Raw genomic sequence first — 15257 nt, forward strand, 5'->3', positions numbered from 1 at the left:
ACGGTCACCACCGGGCCGTCCCCCAGCCCCAGCCCCAGCCACAGCCACCGACCGCAGGCCACCAACCACGGTGCCGCAGACCGCCGACCCGCAGCCCGCGATACCGCAGCCCACAGTGCCGCGATCCACAGTGCCGCAGCCCACAGTGCCGCGGCGCCGGCACCTCGGCCTACAGCTTCACCATCGGCACGCTGCCGATCAGCATCAGCCGTACCGTGCCGGCCCCACCGAAGTCGATGGTCGCCGTCGCGCGCGGACCGGTCCCTTCCGTCGACACGACCGTGCCGAGTCCGTACTTGTCGTGGTTCACGCGGTCACCGGCGTCGAGCTTGAGCGCGATCGTGTCCTTCCAATCGCCGCGCGTGCCCTTAAATCCCGTGGTGCGCATGCCACCGGAGGCAAGCTGCGACTGCGCCGAATCCGACCCGGTTCCCGGGCGTCCGCCCCACGTCGTCGCGGCCCGCGGCGAACCACCTCCGGACGATCCTCCCGACGACGGAGCCTCACGCCGCCAGTCGAGCAGCTCGGCAGGGATCTCGTCGAGGAACCGCGACGCCGGGTTGGCCGAGGGCTGGCCCCACTGCGTCCGGACGAGCGCGCGGGAGACGTACAAGCGCTCGCGCGCCCGCGTGATCGCGACGTACGCGAGCCTGCGCTCCTCGGCCAGCTCTTTCGGTTCACCGAGCGCGCGCAGGTGCGGGAAGACACCGTCCTCCCAGCCGGTACCGAACACGACCGGGTATTCGAGGCCCTTCGCGGTGTGCACGGTCATCAGCGTGACCACCCCCGCGTCGTCGTCCTCGTCGGCCTCGTCGGCCTCATCGCCGCCGTCGGACTCGGGGATCGAATCCGCGTCGGCGACCAGCGACACCCGCTCGAGGAACGCGGGCAACGACCCCGGCTCCGGCGTCGGCACGTCCGGTTCCTCATCCGTGTCCGGTTCCTCATCCGTGTCCGGCTCCGGGGCGAGCGCGGCGGCCTCGGCGGCCGACTCGGTGAACTCGCGTGCCACCGTGACGAGCTCGTCGAGGTTCTCCAGCCGCGAGGCGTCCTGCGGATCGTTGGAGGAGTCCAGTTCGGCGCGATAGCCTGTGCGGTCGAGTACCGCCTCGAGAATGTCGGCGATCTCGGTGCCGGAGTCGACCAGCTCGTAGAACCCGTCCAGCAGCTCGACGAACGCCGTGATCGCCTTGCGCGAGCGCGGGTTGAGCATCGGAACCTTGTCGGCGACCGCGTCCCGCAGCGCCGAGACGAACGAGATCCGCTCCCGCTCGGCGTGCGTGGCCACGCACGCCTCCGCCCGGTCGCCGATGCCGCGTTTGGGCACGTTCAGGATCCGCCGCAGGCTGACGGTGTCGTCCGGATTCGCCAGCACCCGCAGGTACGCCAGCACATCGCGGATCTCCTTGCGCTCGTAGAACCGCACCCCGCCGACCACGCGGTACGGCAGCCCGAGGCGAATGAAGATCTCCTCGAACACCCGCGACTGGTTGTTGGTGCGGTAGAACACCGCGATATCGGAGTACTGCGCCGCACCCTGGTCGACCAGGGCGTCGATCTCGCCCGCGACGAACGCGGCCTCGTCGTGCTCGTTGTCGGCGACGTAGCCGACGACCTTCTCGCCGTCGCCCTCGGACGTCCACAGGCGCTTGTCCCTGCGGTTCGGGTTGCGCGAGATGACCGAATTGGCCGCGGACAGGATCGTCTGCGTCGACCGGTAGTTCTGCTCGAGCAGGATCGTGCGGGCACTCGGGAAGTCCCGTTCGAACTCCTCGATGTTGCGGATCGTCGCGCCACGGAAGGCGTAGATCGACTGGTCGGCGTCGCCGACGACACACAGCTCGGCCGGTTCGACACCGGATTCGGTCGGCTCCGTGCCCACGAGCTCACGCACCAGCGTGTACTGCGCGTGGTTGGTGTCCTGGTACTCGTCGACCAGCACGTGCCGGAAACGACGGCGGTAGTACTCGGCGACGTCGGGAAACACCTGGAACAGCTCGACCGTGCGCATGATCAGGTCGTCGAAGTCCATCGCATTGGCCTGCGAGAGCCTGCGCTGGTACTCGACGTAGACCTCGGCGGCCCTGCGCTCGAAGTCGTTGGTCGCGTGCGAACCCGCGGACTCGGAATCGATCAGCTCGTTCTTCAGGTTCGAGATGTGCGCGCCCAGCGCCCGCGGCTGGTACCGCTTCGCATCCAGGTCCAGATCCCGGGCGACCAGGGTGAGCAGCCTGCGCGCGTCGTCGGCATCGTAGATGGAGAAGTTCGACGACATCTCGAGGGTCTTCGCCTCGCGCCGCAGCACCCGCACACACATCGAGTGGAACGTCGACACCCACATCGCGCCGGACCGGCGGCCGACCAGCTCACTCACCCGCTCGCGCATCTCGGCGGCGGCCTTGTTGGTGAACGTGATCGCCATGATCTGCCCGGGATGCGCCCCGCGCGCGGCCAGCAGGTACGCGATCCTGCGCGTGAGCACCCGGGTCTTGCCGGAGCCGGCACCGGCAACCACCAGCAACGGCGCGCCCGCATGCTCCACGGCGGCGCGCTGCGACGGGTTCAGGTCGCCGGTCAGCTCGGTGTGGGAGCCCTGGTCCGGGGGAAGATCGAAGAGGGTGCTCATTGTGACTTCACGCTACCTCGCACCCCCGACAGCGCCGGAATGTGCCATACTCACGCCGTGGTCGACGCGACGTGCCGATTTTTCTACGGGATCCGGACTCCGGCTCCCGTGATCGCGTGCTGACCCAGCCATCACCTCAAGCCCCGGAGTCCTCGGACCCGGGGCTTTCGTCGGCTCGGGGTCCGGGTCCGGGCCCACGCCGACACGACCGGAGGGTCACATGAACGCCCAGACTCACGACGATTCGCAGGCCACCGAGGCGCCGACCACCGAAGCGCAGTCCACCGAGGCGCCGTCCGCCGACGCGCAGGCCGCCGAGGGCGAGCCGACGATCGACGACCTGCGCCAGGAGATCGACTGGCTCGACGCCGAGATCCTGCGCCTGGTCAAGCGCCGTGCCGAGGTTTCGCGGACGATCGGTGCCGCGCGGATGGCGGCGGGCGGCCCGCGCATCGTCTACAACCGCGAGATGGACGTACTCGCCCGGTACCGCGAACTCGGCCCCGAGGGCAGGCAGCTCGCGCTCGCCCTGCTGAACCTCGGCCGCGGACGACTGGGGCAGTGACCCGGCCCTCGCCGACCCCGCCCTCGCCGACCCGGCCAGCACCGACCCGGCCCTCGCCGCTGCCCGGCACCGCCGGTGCGCCCTACCCACGGTAGCGCCGATTCTCTTCCGCCCACCGCCATGCCACCTCGTTCGGGCACACTGGACACATGGAAACGATCATCCACCTGATCGCCGTCGTGGCCGCTCTCGCGAGCGTCCTCGTGGCGCTCGGCCACACCGGTTACCTGGCACTGCTCAACAGCGCGGCGGCCAAGCGGGCGGGCGGCGGCCCGGTTGCCGAGTACGTGCGCAGCCGCTGGCCCGTCGCGGGCGGCACGACGGGCGCATCGCTGCTGGCTCTCCTGCTGACCTTCGGCAATTCGTTCCTCGACGTCGTGGCGATTCTGCTCGCCGCGGGCAGCGGAGCCGTCGCGACGAAGGCGTTGCAGTCCACCCGGACGAAGTACCGCTCCGGCAACTGACGTAGTCGCTTACGCAACGAAACCGGGGTGCGCCCGGTGGAGTGATATCCGTGCACCAACGGTTTCAACTCCAGCCGGAAACGCCTGAAGCTCCTACCCTTGTGCAAGTGAGGGTTTCGAGGGGCACCGTGCGCGCTACAACGTGTGACGCACGTGCATGCGGTCGTGCAGCTGCGCGTGCGCCGCGCGCCGTCCGCCCCGGCGACACCGGCCACGTCACGGCGCGCGTCAGCGCCTGCGTGACTGCCCGCGTCTCCACCCGTGTCACCGCCGGTGACGGTGCCAGTTTGCGCGGTGACGGTGCCAGTTCTCGCGGTGACGGTGCCAGTTCGTGCGGTAACGCTGCTCCGTTCGGACGAAACGGGACACCCCCGGCGTCAGAAGCTCCGCGAAACGGGGTCCGCATCACATGACCGCCGGCTCGCACGAGACGTTCGACTTCTTCAGCTCGACCCGGACCGCCGCGGACCGCCCCACGCCGGGCGGCCACCACGCCCGCGGTCGTCACGCCCGCGACGACCAGGCCACGCGCGACAGTGGCATCCACGACAGCGACATCCACGGCAGCGACATCCGTGGCCGTCACGCCCGCGACGACGGCGCCCGGAACGACCGGGCCGTCGGGGCGGTCTCGGGCACGCTGCCGGCGACCCCCGCTCGAGGCGCCTCACCGACTCCAGGCGCCTCACCGGCCGAAGGCACTACGCCGGCCGAAGGCACCACGCCGATGGCAGCCGTACCCGCACCTCCGCCTCGGGGGACGCCGAACTCACGGCCGCACCCCGAACCTCCCGCTGCGGGCGAACCACCCGCGCAGCGAACGCACGACGCCCGGCAGGCCCCCGTCCGCAGGCAGCGGATCGCGCTGTCGGCGGCCGCGGATCCCGACGCAGCCACGGCGACCGCACCCGGCCTGCCGGCACCGACGGCGGCGTCGGCCGCTCCCGAGCCCGCCGCCGAGCCGGAGCTCGACGCCGCCGCCGACACCGAGGCCGACGACACCGAGGCGAACGTGCGGCCCGTCCACGGGCTCGGCACGTTCGACCTGGGGTCGGTGCCGGCCTCGGTCACCCCGCCGTCGACGTGGCGCCGAGCGGCGTGGTTCGCGAGCCTGTCGTCCGGCGCGGTCGTCGTGGCGCTGCTGGTGGCGGGCACACTGCTGGTCGGCCCCGGCGGCGAGGAGTCCGCCTCGGTCGACGGCTGGCCCGACCGGAACGGCGCCGTCGCACCGCTGCTGCCCGAAGAACGTGACGACCGTGGCGGCAGGCCGGATCCCGGCGCTTCCTCGACCTCGGCGACCTCGGCGACCTCGGCCACGTCGACGGACTCCGCCGGCCCGTCCGCCACCCGGGAGGACGGGGCACCCGCGGATCCGATGCGCGACGGCGAACCCCGGCCCGGGCAGCCCGCGCAGCCCTCCGACTCCGCGCCGCCGGACACGAACCCGCCCGGCAGCGCACCGTCCGAATCGGCACCGACGTCGACGGCACCGTCGAAACCCCCGCCCACACCGGCTCCGACGTCGACGGCCTCCCAGGTCTACTTCGGCAGGCCGCACGACACGGAGGCCATGGCACAGCGGGCGCAGGCGTTCCTCGACCGGGTGACCGAGGACCCGCAGGCCGCGCACGAACTGACCAGCGGCGAGCTGCGGCGCCAGGGTGCCGAGGGACTCGAGCGCGCGTACGCCGACATCGCCTACTTCGAGGTCGAGCACATCGCAATCGACCAGTACGAGGGCGTCACGGACAACACCGTCCGGGTGACCTACGAGGACGGCAGCACGGCCCGGCAGACCCGTCGGCTGACGTTCGACCACGCCGAGAAGATTTCCTCCGACGGGGCGTGATCACGGCGAAAATCCCCACCTCAGCACCACATTTCCTGCACATTCCGATGCACGTGCATGCGCCGAACGGTCGTGGATTGCTCTAACCGAGTGATGACGATGACCGCTCGTCGTGCGGGCACAACCCTCCACCGACACGGCCTGGTGATCGACGGCAACAGCCGGTTACCTGGTTGGCAGGGGTCCGCACGAACCGAGCCACGAGACGGAGCAGACAGGACCGAACTGTGCACGAGCGCCGACACGCGAGCGACGACTGCGTCGCCGTCGAGGACGTCATCGACCGGGAGATCCTGGCCGACGACCTCGTCGACGACGCCTATCTGCGCGAGGCTCTCGCCGAACCCGGCCGGTACCTGCCCCCGCCCAGCGTGCGGGCCCGCAGTGAACCCGAGCCCGCGATAGCGGATCCGGAACCGGAACACCCCGTCGCACGCCGCGCGAAGCTGATCGCGCTCATCGTGGCGACGCTGATGGTCGTCGCCTCCATCGTCGCCGCCGCGGTCGTCACCGGCGAGGACGACACCGCCGCCACCGCTACCGCCGCCACCGCCACCACGGCCGCATCGCTACCCACAGCAGCGACACCGGAGTCGGTGTCATTCGTCTCGGTGACACAACCTTTCTGATCCCTGAGCGTCCTTCTGGTCGGAGCGACCAGCCGTACTCGCCGATGCCGCCTTCGTGTGCACAGCGTGAGCGGCCTAACCTGTGCTGAGTGGTCGGACAGCCCGACGGCTGCGTCCCGACCACCCGGCCGGTTCGGTCGGATCGGTGTGCCTACGTTCCACCACCGGAGACACCAGCCCGAAGGAGGTCGCGTGAGCGACGAAGGTCGCCTGATCGCGGGCCGCTACCGTGTCTTGAGCCGGATCGGTTCCGGCGCCATGGGGGCCGTGTGGATGGCGCAGGACGAGCTGCTGCACCGCACGGTCGCCATCAAGCAGCTCCTGCTCCAGTCCGGCCTCGACGAGCACGAGATCGACGACGCGCGCGCCCGCACGATGCGCGAGGCGCGGATCGCGGCGCGGCTCCACCACCCGAACGCCATCAGCGTGTTCGACGTCGTCACCGACGACAGCGGCCAGCCGTGCCTGGTGATGGAGTACCTCGAGTCGACGAGCCTCGCCCAGGAACTCCAGGGCGGCCGGACGCTCGCACCGGCCGACGTCGCGCACATCGGAGCCCAGGTCTCCGCGGCATTGAAGGCCGCGCACGCGGTCGGCATCGTCCACCGGGACATCAAGCCGGGCAACATCCTGCTCGCGCCGGACGGCATGGTGAAGCTGACCGACTTCGGCATCTCGCGCGCGAAGGACGACGTCACGGTCACCAAGACCGGCATGATCGCGGGCACCCCTGCCTATCTGGCACCCGAAGTGGCCATCGGCGGCGACCCGGGGCCCGAGTCCGACGTCTTCTCGCTCGGCTCGACCCTGTACGCGGCGACGGAGGGCCAGCCGCCGTTCGGCCTGTCCGAGAACACACTCAGCCTGCTGCACGCCGTCGCCGCGGGGCAGATCAACCCGCCGCGCCAGTCGGGACCCTTGACGAGCGTGCTTGCGGTCATGCTGCACCCCGAAACGCAGCACCGGCCCACCGCCGAGGAGTGCGAGGACCTGCTCGACGCCGTGTCCCGCGGGCAGACCCCGCTCGGCGGTGCCGCCGAGGGGCCCGGCGACGCCGACGGAACGTCGATACTCGGCACCGTGGGCACCACGGGCGCTGCGGCGGCCGGGGGCGCGGTCGCGGGTGCGGTCGGCGGCGTGCTGGGCACCCGCGCAGGCGAGGACCCACCCGCGGGCCACGCCGGCACGCTCGGCTCCGACGGTGCGGACGACTACTACGACGACTACGGGGCCGCCGGTTACGGAGCGGGCGGCAGCTACCCCGACCACGGCTACCCCGAGCACGACTACGACGATCCGGCCTACGCCGCCACCGCCTATGACAGCTACGGCGGATACGACGACTACGGCGAACGCACTCGGAGCGCCGGCGCCGCGGCTGCCGGTCACGACGCCTACGGCGACGATCCCTACGGCGACCCGCACGGCACGCGGGTCGCCGCCGCAGGCGGCTCGGCAGCGCCGCGCGACGAGGACGAGAAACCCCGATGGAAGGTGCCCGCCGTGGTCGGCGGTCTCGTCGTGATCGGCCTGGCCGCCTTCGCGGTGTGGGTGTTCAGCGGCCCGAGGGGCGGCGACGGCCCGGAACCCGCGGGCAACCCCGCTCCGGCCACCACGACGACGTCGCAGCCCACGAGCACACAGGCACCGTCGACGAGCTCGCCCGAGCCGACGACGGAGGAAACGACGTACGAGGAACCGACGACCACCTACGTCGAACCGGAACCGACGACCGAGGAACCGACGGCGACCTACGTCGAACCGGAGCCGACGACCGAGCCCTCGTCCGGTTCTCCGACGAGCTCCACGGAGAATTCGACGCCGCCGTCGAATTCGGAGCCGATAGAGACCGGCAGCGCCAGTGCGTCGTCACCCGAAACCTGATCCCGCCCGAGGCACTGTGTGAATTACACGGAAGGCACCGTCGTCGGCAAGCGGTACCGGCTCGACCAGCCCATCGGACGTGGTCGGGCCGGCATCGTGTGGCTGGCGTTCGACACGATGCTGCACCGGACGGTGGCGGCGAAGCGGCTGTACCTCGACCCGACGACGACCGGCGAGGCCGCCGATCACGCCCGGCGGACGGCGCTGCAGGAAGCCAGACAGGCCACACGGGTCGTGCACGCCGGGGCGGTCACCGTGTACGACGCCGTGCAGTGCGAGAACGACGTGTGGGCGATCATGGAGTACGTGCCGTGCCGCAACATGGCCGACTTCCTCGCCGAGCACGGGGAACTGACCCCGCAACAGGCCGCATACCTGGGTCACCGGCTGGGCGCGGCGCTGGCGACGGCGCACGCGATCGGTGTGACGCACCGGGCCGTCGAACCCGGGAACGTGCTGCTGTGCGACGACGGCGGCGTCAAGATCACCGACATCGGCCTGTCACAGCCGCCCGCCGACCCGGCCTACCGCGCCCCGGAACTCGCCACGGGCACCGAGCCCTCGTCCTCCTCGGACGGGTTCTCGCTCGGGGCGATGCTGTTCGCCGCGGTCGAGGGGGTGCCACCGTTCGGTGAGGACGGCACGGGGACTCCGGTCGTGCCGCGTCGCTGCGGCGCGCTGACCGGGGCCTTGCTGAAACTACTGCGCGACGATCCCGAACTGCGACCGACGATGCAGGACACCGTGCAGTCGCTGCACGCGATCACGAAGGGCAGCGAGCAGGGGCTGGTGCCGCCGACAGCGCCCGCGCTGCCGACCGTGCCGGTGCTGCCTCAGGTGGTCACCGTTTCGACCCCGCCCCACCCGCCCGCACCCGGCGCCACCGGCTCGATGCGGCGATGGCTGCTCATCGGCTCGGCCGTCGTCCTGCTCGCGATCGTCGTCGTCCTGGTGCTCGCCCTCTGACCGTCACCGGGTGAGCGACTCGGCGGGTTCGGGCACCGGCTCGGGCCTGCGCAGCGCCGCGCGGATGTGCGGGACGATCGAGAAGCCCGCGCCGGTCAGGCACAACGCCCCGCCGAGCACGGCCAGCCACGGCGGCACCTCCCCGAGGGCCAGCCACGACAGCAGCACCACGAGCGCGGGCACGACCAGCGACGACGAGCTGAGCACGCCCGCCGGGATGTTCTTCAGCGCGTACGCCCAGAAGTTGAACGCCAGTGCGGTCGGGAACAGGCCCAGGTAGACCACGGCCAGCACCGACGCACCCGAGGCCGTCGACAGGTCGCCGGCGAGGTGGCCGGAGAACGGCGTGCACGCCACCATCGCCCCGGCGATGCCGACGAACGTGACGGCGTACGAATCACCGCCGGTCAGTCGCCACTTCTGCAGCAGCACGCTCCCCGCGTAGAGCACCGCGGCGAGCACCGACAGCACCACGCCCGGCACCGTCAGCCGGCCGGTCGTCGTGGCGAGCGTGATCACGACGACACCCGCCATCGACACGCCGATCCCGACCAGCAGCCGCGCGGGCAGGCCCTCACCGAGCAACAGCCCTGACGCCAGGGCGACCAGCAGCGGCGCGATGTTGACGAGCATCGCGGCGGTGCCCGCGTCGATGTGGCGTTCGGCGAGATTCAGCACCACCGTGTACACGCCGAACCAGGACACGCCCCACAGCAGGATCCAGCCCCAGGCCGTGGCGGTGCGCGGCCATGCCGGCCGGTAGAACACGGCGCCGACCCCCAGCGCCACCACGGCCACGAACAGCCGCAACAGCGCCATCGAGCCTGCCGAGAAATGCACGCCGACATCCCGGATCACCACGAACGACGACGCCCACAACAACATGACGGCCAATGCGGCCACCCAGGGCAACACGGCGGCCTTACGGGACACGATGTGCATACCTCAAGCTTCGCCCACCACAACTAATGAGGACAAGCGAACAGTTCTGAACACCGCATAAGCCACACTGCACTTTTCACATTCAAGGGCAGCTTCGGGGAAGTGTTCGGGTAGTACCGCGTTCGGGTAGTACCGCGTTCGGATACCGCCGCGCGGATCGTGTCCGTCCGGGTGGTGGCAGGCAACGGGTGGGTGCCCCGAAGGTGCCCTTCGGGGCACTCAGACGAGGCGGCGGTCGGTGGCCCAGCGGGAGAGTTCGTAGCGGTTCGACAGCTGCGTCTTCCGCAGCACACTCGACACGTGCGTCTCGACCGTCTTCACCGAGATGAACAGCTCCGACGCGATCTCCTTGTACGCATAGCCCCGCGCGAGCAGCCGCAGCACGTCCCGCTCCCGGGGCGTGAGCTGGTCCAGCTCGGGATCGCTGATCGGTTCGGCACCCGGCCGTTCGGCGAACGCGTCCAGCACGAAGCCAGCCAGTCGCGGCGAGAACACCGCGTCACCGTCGGCCACCCGCACGATCGCCTTCACCAGCTCGGCCGACGAGATCGTCTTCGTGACATACCCGCGCGCACCGGCGCGGATCACCGCGATGACGTCCTCGGCCGCGTCGGACACCGACAGCGCGAGGAACACCACGTCCGGCAGCTCGCCGCGCAGCCGCCGCAGCACCTCGGCGCCGCCGCCGTCGGGCATGTGCACGTCGAGCAGCACCACCTGCGGTCGCACCCGCGTGATCCCGGCGACCGCTTCACCGACCGACCCGGCCTCACCGACGACGTGGACCTCGTCGCTGATCGACTGCAGCTCCGCCTTCGCACCGGCACGGAACAGCGCGTGGTCGTCGACGAGGAACACGCTCACCGGCCGGTGCGACCGCTCCTGCTCCTGCGGCTCCGCAGGCGCGCCCGGCTCGGCGCTCTCGGTGCCGTCGCCGGGAACGGTGCCGTCGGTGCCGTCGGTGCCGTCGGTGCCGTCGTCGGTGGTCATGAGGCTGCCCCCTGTGCTGATCGGTCGTATGCGGTCCCACCCGAAGCGGTGGCGCGGTCGTCGGCGGAGCCCGGGCCGGCGGCGCTGCCACCGCCGGCGCCGTCCTTGGCTGCACCGTTCTTGCGCGGCATTTCGAGCTGGATCTCGGTGCCCTCGCCGGGAGCGGTGCGCAGCCGCCACGTGCCGCCGCCGCGTTCCATCCTGCCGCGGATCGAGTCGGCCAGCCCGTGGCGGTCGTCGGACACGGCGTCGGGGTCGAATCCGGAACCGCGGTCGCGGACGAACGCCGTCACCGACGCGGGCTCGACCTCGGCGTACACGCTGACCTCGTCGACGCCCGCGTGCTTGGCTGCGTTGACGATGGCCTCGCGTGCCGCCTGGACGAGCGCGACGAGACCGTCGTCGAGCTCCACGTCCCCGACGACGACCTGCTGCACCGACATGGCGAACGTGTCCTCGACCTCGCCGCACGCCGCCGCAACGGCCTGCGCGAGTGTGGCCGGAGCAGGCTCCGATTCGCCGGCGGCACTCCCGGCACCGGCCGCACCACCGGTCGCCGCATCGCTGCGGTTCGGGGCGCCGTAGCCGTTCGGGCCGTAGAGCCACGCGCGCAGCTGGCGTTCCTGGCCGCGGGCCAGCCGGGCGACCTCGCGCGGGTGGTCGGAGCGCTTCTGGACGAGTGCCAGCGTTTGCAGCACGGAGTCGTGCAGGTGGGCTGCGATCTCGGCGCGTTCCTCGGTGCGAATGCGCGCCCGGCGTTCGTCGCCGAGGTCGCGGACGAGCCGCAACCAGAACGGCACGGTCAGCAGCGCCACCCCGACGAGAGTCGCGAGCACGGCGGCGAGCGCGAACTGCAGCTGGTCGAGGCCACTACCCCGCAGCATGATCACACCGATGCCCGTCATGACCAGCGCGACGCCAGCCAGCACGCGGATCGTCGCCGACACGCCCCCGCCGCCGAACACGGCGCCGGCCACCCCGGTTTTCGCGCCCTTGCGCCACCGCCGCCGCTGCGTCTCGTCGGCCTCGCGCCACACGACGGCCACGCCGACCAGCACCACCGCCACGGGCAGTCCCGCCCAGCCGGTGAACACGCCCGTCAGCACGCCGCCGACGACGGTGAACCCGACCCCGAGCGCGATGAGCCCGTAGGCCTGCTGGCGCTGTCGTCCGGACAGCTCCCCGCGGGATGCGTCGCGCTGTTCCTGCGGCACGAACGCCCACAGCAGGCCGTAGGACACCAGCCCCAGTCCGCCCAGTCCCGCCAGCACCGCGAACGCGGCCCGCACCCAGAGGACCTGGACGCCGAGATGCTCGGCGAGGCCGCCCGCGACACCGGCGAGCGCGCGCCCGCCCCGCACGCGGTACATCTTCGGCGGCGCCTGCTGCTCGTCGCCCGAGCTTCCGGCGTCCACGGTCACCGGGCCCGCGGGAACGGCCGTGCGCACCGTGGCGTCGCCGCCCTCTCCTCCCGGAGTCCCGGCGTCCGGATTTCCGGCGTCCGGAGCTTCCCCCGACGTCCCGCTGTCCGACATGCCGCCGTCCGACGTCCCGCTGCCCGGGGTCCCGGCGGCGGGATCCGGGACCGACGCTGTCGCTCCCGGGGCCTGCGGACCGTCGGCGGACGCACGGGTCCCGGCGTCCGGCGCGACGGCCTCGTCCCTCGGCCGCGTGCTCACCGGTCGCCTGGCTGCGGCCTGTTCCTGCACGTCATCCATGGTTACCGTCCATCGTCACAGAGAACGCGGCCGGAATCATCAGGGAAACCCCTGACGCGCGCCCCGAGACGCGCCCGGGCCCGCACCGAGCGCACGGCCGACCTCGGGGAGAGTTTCAGGGTGCTCCCCGATGTGCCGGGACCGCCGCGAGGCGCATGCTCGGTGCCATGAACAGCACGAGCGGTGCGACCGGGCACCTCGACGGGTTCGAGGCGACGGTCAAGGACTTCTGGGCGAGCAGACCCCGCCGTCCTGCACAGGGACGCAAGGTGGCCGGTGTCGCCGCGGGGGCCGGGCTGCGGTACGGCATCGACCCGGTCGTCATCCGGGTGGCGCTGGTGGCATTGACGTTCTTCGGCGGCGTCGGCCCTGCGGTGTACCTGCTGGGCTGGTTGTTCTTCGCCGGCACGGACGACGAGGTGTCGCCGTTCGAGGCGCTCCTCGGCCGTGGCGGCAGCGAGACGTCGAAGGGGCTGACGCTGCTGTTGTGCGCGGCGTGCTTCCCGGCGTTCGGGCTGGCGTTCGGCGGCACGTGGCTGGACGGTGGCGGCATCATCGGCCTGGCACTCGTGGTCACGGCGCTGTACCTGCTGCACCGCGGCCGCGGCCATCTCAACCGGCCGGCCGCACGCACGGGAACGTTCGCCGACCATACGGCTCCGGCGCAGGGAACCAGGGTCGACACGGCCACCGCCGACTGGGACGCCCTCGGCGCGAACCCGCTCGGCTGGGACCTCGCCGACCTGTCGGCACTCACGCCCGCACCCGCGCCCGCACCGCCGCCCGAGGAGCCGGAGCGTCCCGCGTGGGAACACTCCCGCAGGCACCACGGCGTCTCCAAAGTCACGTTGGTGACGCTGGCGCTGGCGGTCATCGCGGGCGCGATCGGCACGCCGCTGGCATTGACCCAGGCGGGCGGATGGAGCCTGGCGCTGACGGCGGGCGTCGTGCTGGCGATCCTCGGTGCCGGCATGGTGACCGGCGCGTTCGTCGGTGGTGGCCGCGGGCTGATCTGGTGGGCGATGCCCACCGCGGCGGCGGGTGTCCTGCTCGCGATGGTGCCGATCCAGGATTACACCGGCGGAACGGGCGAGATCGCCGCGGCGCCGGGCACCGCGGAGGCCGTCAAGGAACATTACGAACGCACCATAGGACAGATCCACCTCGACCTGACGAACATCGCCGACCCCGAGGCGGACATCGCAACGACGGCCCGGGTGGGCGCAGGCGACATCGAGGTGTTGGTCCCGGCGACGGCCGACGTGACGTTCGACTGCACGGCCCGCACCGGCACGGCGGACTGCCTCACCAGCGGCCGGACGGGCATCGGCAACGAGAGCATCACCGACCAGGACGCCGGCCCCGACGGACCCGGCGGACAACAGATCGACCTCGTGCTCGATGCCGGGGTCGGCAACGTGGAGGTGCACCGTGAAGAGTGAGACATCCCGGCGGCCGGGTGGGGACGCGGACGGGCAGCGGGTCGACCCGCTGACGCTGACCGCAGGGATCGCCACACTGGCCGTATCCGCCTACGTCCTCTCCGGCGGGCCCACCTGGTTCGGACTCCCCGACGGGCGGTGGATCCTCGCCGGCGTCGCCGTGCTCCTCGGTGTGGGCATGCTGGCCGCGTCACTGCGCAAGGAGCGGGGCTGACGGCGGCCGGCCGACTCGACCGACCCCGACACGCGCGTGGCCCGCCGGAACGGATCCAGCGGGCCACGGCGCTGGTGACTCGGGGCTGGGTGGTTCGGGGCTGGGTCGTTCGGGTCACTGGTCGTTCGGGCCGCGGGTGGTTCGGGTCGCTGGTGGTTCGGCGTGGACCGGTCAGGACACGACCTGTGCCACGACGAGCCCCGTGCCGATGACGACCCCGGCGACCGTGCCGAGCGCGAGGAATTTGTGCCGGGTCTCGCGGGACCTGCGCAGTTCGCCCTCGGAGCGGGTGGACACGATGAAGTACCCGTCCTCGGACGGCCTGCCGATGACCAGCGGGCCGATCCTGTCGTGGACCTCGCCGAGAATGTAGAGCCGCTGACCGGGCCGGACGATCCACTCCTTGTACTTGTAGCCGATCGTCCGGTTGCCGCCACCGAAGCTGGGCAACTTGATGCCGAACAATTCGACACTGTCGCGCCCGCTCTCGGCGGGTTCGAACCGGTCGACGACCTGTTCGGGGCTGTCGAGACGCTCACCGCTGGGATCGACGCCGATCGTGCGGCCCGCCTCGTCGATCACGGCGAAGCCCGCATTCGACGCGTGGTCGGTCATCTTCTCGGTACGCCGGCTCGTGCGCCGGTCGCCGTCGCGGTATTCGACGTGCTCGTACTCACGCTCGACGGTGTAGCGGTACCACACGCATTCGTGCTTGCCCAGTTCCGACGTCAGCACGCCCTCGGGCCGCGGGTGCGCCGCCCCGACCACCTCGGTGGCCTTGCGGAAGGAGCCCTTCGCGCCGAGTTCGTCGGAGACCGTGCGTTCCGCTTCGAGCTCGGGGATCGACAGCGTCTCCGTGCCGATCATCGCGTGCAGCTCCTTCTTGGTGTGCTGCATGAAGAAAAAGGCGGCCACACCCGCCACGATCAGAATCGCTCCTACGATCCACACGTCCGCTGCCCCCGGTT

General features: G+C 71.3%; 13 protein-coding genes. 8 read left to right on the plus strand and 5 right to left on the minus strand.

The window, feature by feature from the left end; genetic code table 11:
- Positions 1–169: 169 nt before the first annotated feature.
- Positions 170–2626, minus strand: coding sequence for a DNA helicase PcrA (gene pcrA / locus LY41_RS22125; RefSeq protein WP_253866241.1), 2457 nt, complete (start codon positions 2624–2626; stop codon positions 170–172).
- A gap of 220 nt (positions 2627–2846) precedes the next feature.
- Here pcrA and LY41_RS22130 point away from each other — a divergent pair, with 220 nt between their 5' ends.
- The 6 genes from LY41_RS22130 (at position 2847) to LY41_RS22155 (ending at position 8983) form a co-directional block, all read left to right on the plus strand.
- Positions 2847–3191: a chorismate mutase gene (locus tag LY41_RS22130; RefSeq protein ID WP_253866242.1), complete on the plus strand. Its 345-nt coding sequence runs from the start codon at positions 2847–2849 to the stop codon at positions 3189–3191.
- Positions 3192–3340: 149 nt separating this feature from the next.
- Positions 3341–3655, plus strand: coding sequence for a hypothetical protein (locus LY41_RS22135; protein WP_253866243.1), 315 nt, complete (start codon positions 3341–3343; stop codon positions 3653–3655).
- Positions 3656–4064: 409 nt separating this feature from the next.
- A complete protein-coding gene (locus LY41_RS22140; protein WP_253866244.1) occupies positions 4065–5504 on the plus strand; it encodes a hypothetical protein in 1440 nt (479 codons plus the stop codon).
- A 227-nt stretch (positions 5505–5731) separates the two neighbouring features.
- Complete coding sequence (locus LY41_RS22145) at positions 5732–6133, plus strand: hypothetical protein (RefSeq protein ID WP_253866245.1); 402 nt, start codon at positions 5732–5734, stop codon at positions 6131–6133.
- A gap of 192 nt (positions 6134–6325) precedes the next feature.
- Positions 6326–8017 (plus strand): serine/threonine-protein kinase, encoded by a 1692-nt coding sequence (locus LY41_RS22150; protein ID WP_253866246.1) that lies wholly within the window; start codon positions 6326–6328, stop codon positions 8015–8017.
- An 18-nt stretch (positions 8018–8035) separates the two neighbouring features.
- Positions 8036–8983, plus strand: coding sequence for a serine/threonine-protein kinase (locus tag LY41_RS22155; protein ID WP_253866247.1), 948 nt, complete (start codon positions 8036–8038; stop codon positions 8981–8983).
- A 3-nt stretch (positions 8984–8986) separates the two neighbouring features.
- Here LY41_RS22155 and LY41_RS22160 read toward each other — a convergent pair whose 3' ends face one another.
- The 3 genes from LY41_RS22160 to LY41_RS22170 all read right to left on the minus strand — a co-directional run bounded on the left by LY41_RS22160 (position 8987) and on the right by LY41_RS22170 (position 12450).
- On the minus strand, positions 8987–9925 hold the full coding sequence (locus tag LY41_RS22160) for a DMT family transporter (protein WP_253866248.1): 939 nt from the start codon (positions 9923–9925) through the stop codon (positions 8987–8989).
- 219 nt (positions 9926–10144) lie between these two features.
- Entirely contained in the window at positions 10145–10915 is a 771-nt protein-coding gene (locus LY41_RS22165; RefSeq protein ID WP_253866249.1) for a response regulator, read from the minus strand.
- The gene (locus tag LY41_RS22170) at positions 10912–12450 is read right to left on the minus strand and encodes a PspC domain-containing protein (protein ID WP_372493346.1); all 1539 of its coding nucleotides are present in this window, start codon (positions 12448–12450) and stop codon (positions 10912–10914) included. The genes LY41_RS22165 and LY41_RS22170 overlap by 4 nt, the downstream gene beginning before the upstream one ends.
- 350 nt (positions 12451–12800) lie before the next feature.
- Here LY41_RS22170 and LY41_RS22175 point away from each other — a divergent pair, with 350 nt between their 5' ends.
- Positions 12801–14075: a PspC domain-containing protein gene (locus LY41_RS22175; protein ID WP_253866251.1), complete on the plus strand. Its 1275-nt coding sequence runs from the start codon at positions 12801–12803 to the stop codon at positions 14073–14075.
- Positions 14065–14289 (plus strand): hypothetical protein, encoded by a 225-nt coding sequence (locus LY41_RS22180; RefSeq protein WP_253866252.1) that lies wholly within the window; start codon positions 14065–14067, stop codon positions 14287–14289. Before LY41_RS22175 ends, LY41_RS22180 begins: the two co-directional genes overlap by 11 nt.
- Before the next feature lie 171 nt (positions 14290–14460).
- Here LY41_RS22180 and LY41_RS22185 read toward each other — a convergent pair whose 3' ends face one another.
- A complete protein-coding gene (locus tag LY41_RS22185; RefSeq protein ID WP_253866253.1) occupies positions 14461–15240 on the minus strand; it encodes an E3 ubiquitin ligase family protein in 780 nt (259 codons plus the stop codon).
- Positions 15241–15257: the final 17 nt, after the last annotated feature.

Origin of the sequence: Prauserella halophila (genome assembly GCF_024171895.1) — a bacterium.
Lineage (GTDB): Bacteria > Actinomycetota > Actinomycetes > Mycobacteriales > Pseudonocardiaceae > Prauserella > Prauserella halophila.

What these genes read in the sequence shown, in the direction of transcription:
- pcrA (WP_253866241.1), bottom strand. Translation starts at nt 2,626, where the DNA reads ATGAGCACCCTCTTCGATCTTCCCCCGGACCAGGGCTCCCACACCGAG.
- LY41_RS22130 (WP_253866242.1), top strand. Translation starts at nt 2,847, where the DNA reads ATGAACGCCCAGACTCACGACGATTCGCAGGCCACCGAGGCGCCGACC.
- LY41_RS22135 (WP_253866243.1), top strand. Translation starts at nt 3,341, where the DNA reads ATGGAAACGATCATCCACCTGATCGCCGTCGTGGCCGCTCTCGCGAGC.
- LY41_RS22140 (WP_253866244.1), top strand. Translation starts at nt 4,065, where the DNA reads ATGACCGCCGGCTCGCACGAGACGTTCGACTTCTTCAGCTCGACCCGG.
- LY41_RS22160 (WP_253866248.1), bottom strand. Translation starts at nt 9,925, where the DNA reads ATGCACATCGTGTCCCGTAAGGCCGCCGTGTTGCCCTGGGTGGCCGCA.
- LY41_RS22165 (WP_253866249.1), bottom strand. Translation starts at nt 10,915, where the DNA reads ATGACCACCGACGACGGCACCGACGGCACCGACGGCACCGACGGCACC.
- LY41_RS22170 (WP_372493346.1), bottom strand. Translation starts at nt 12,450, where the DNA reads ATGTCGGACAGCGGGACGTCGGGGGAAGCTCCGGACGCCGGAAATCCG.
- LY41_RS22175 (WP_253866251.1), top strand. Translation starts at nt 12,801, where the DNA reads ATGAACAGCACGAGCGGTGCGACCGGGCACCTCGACGGGTTCGAGGCG.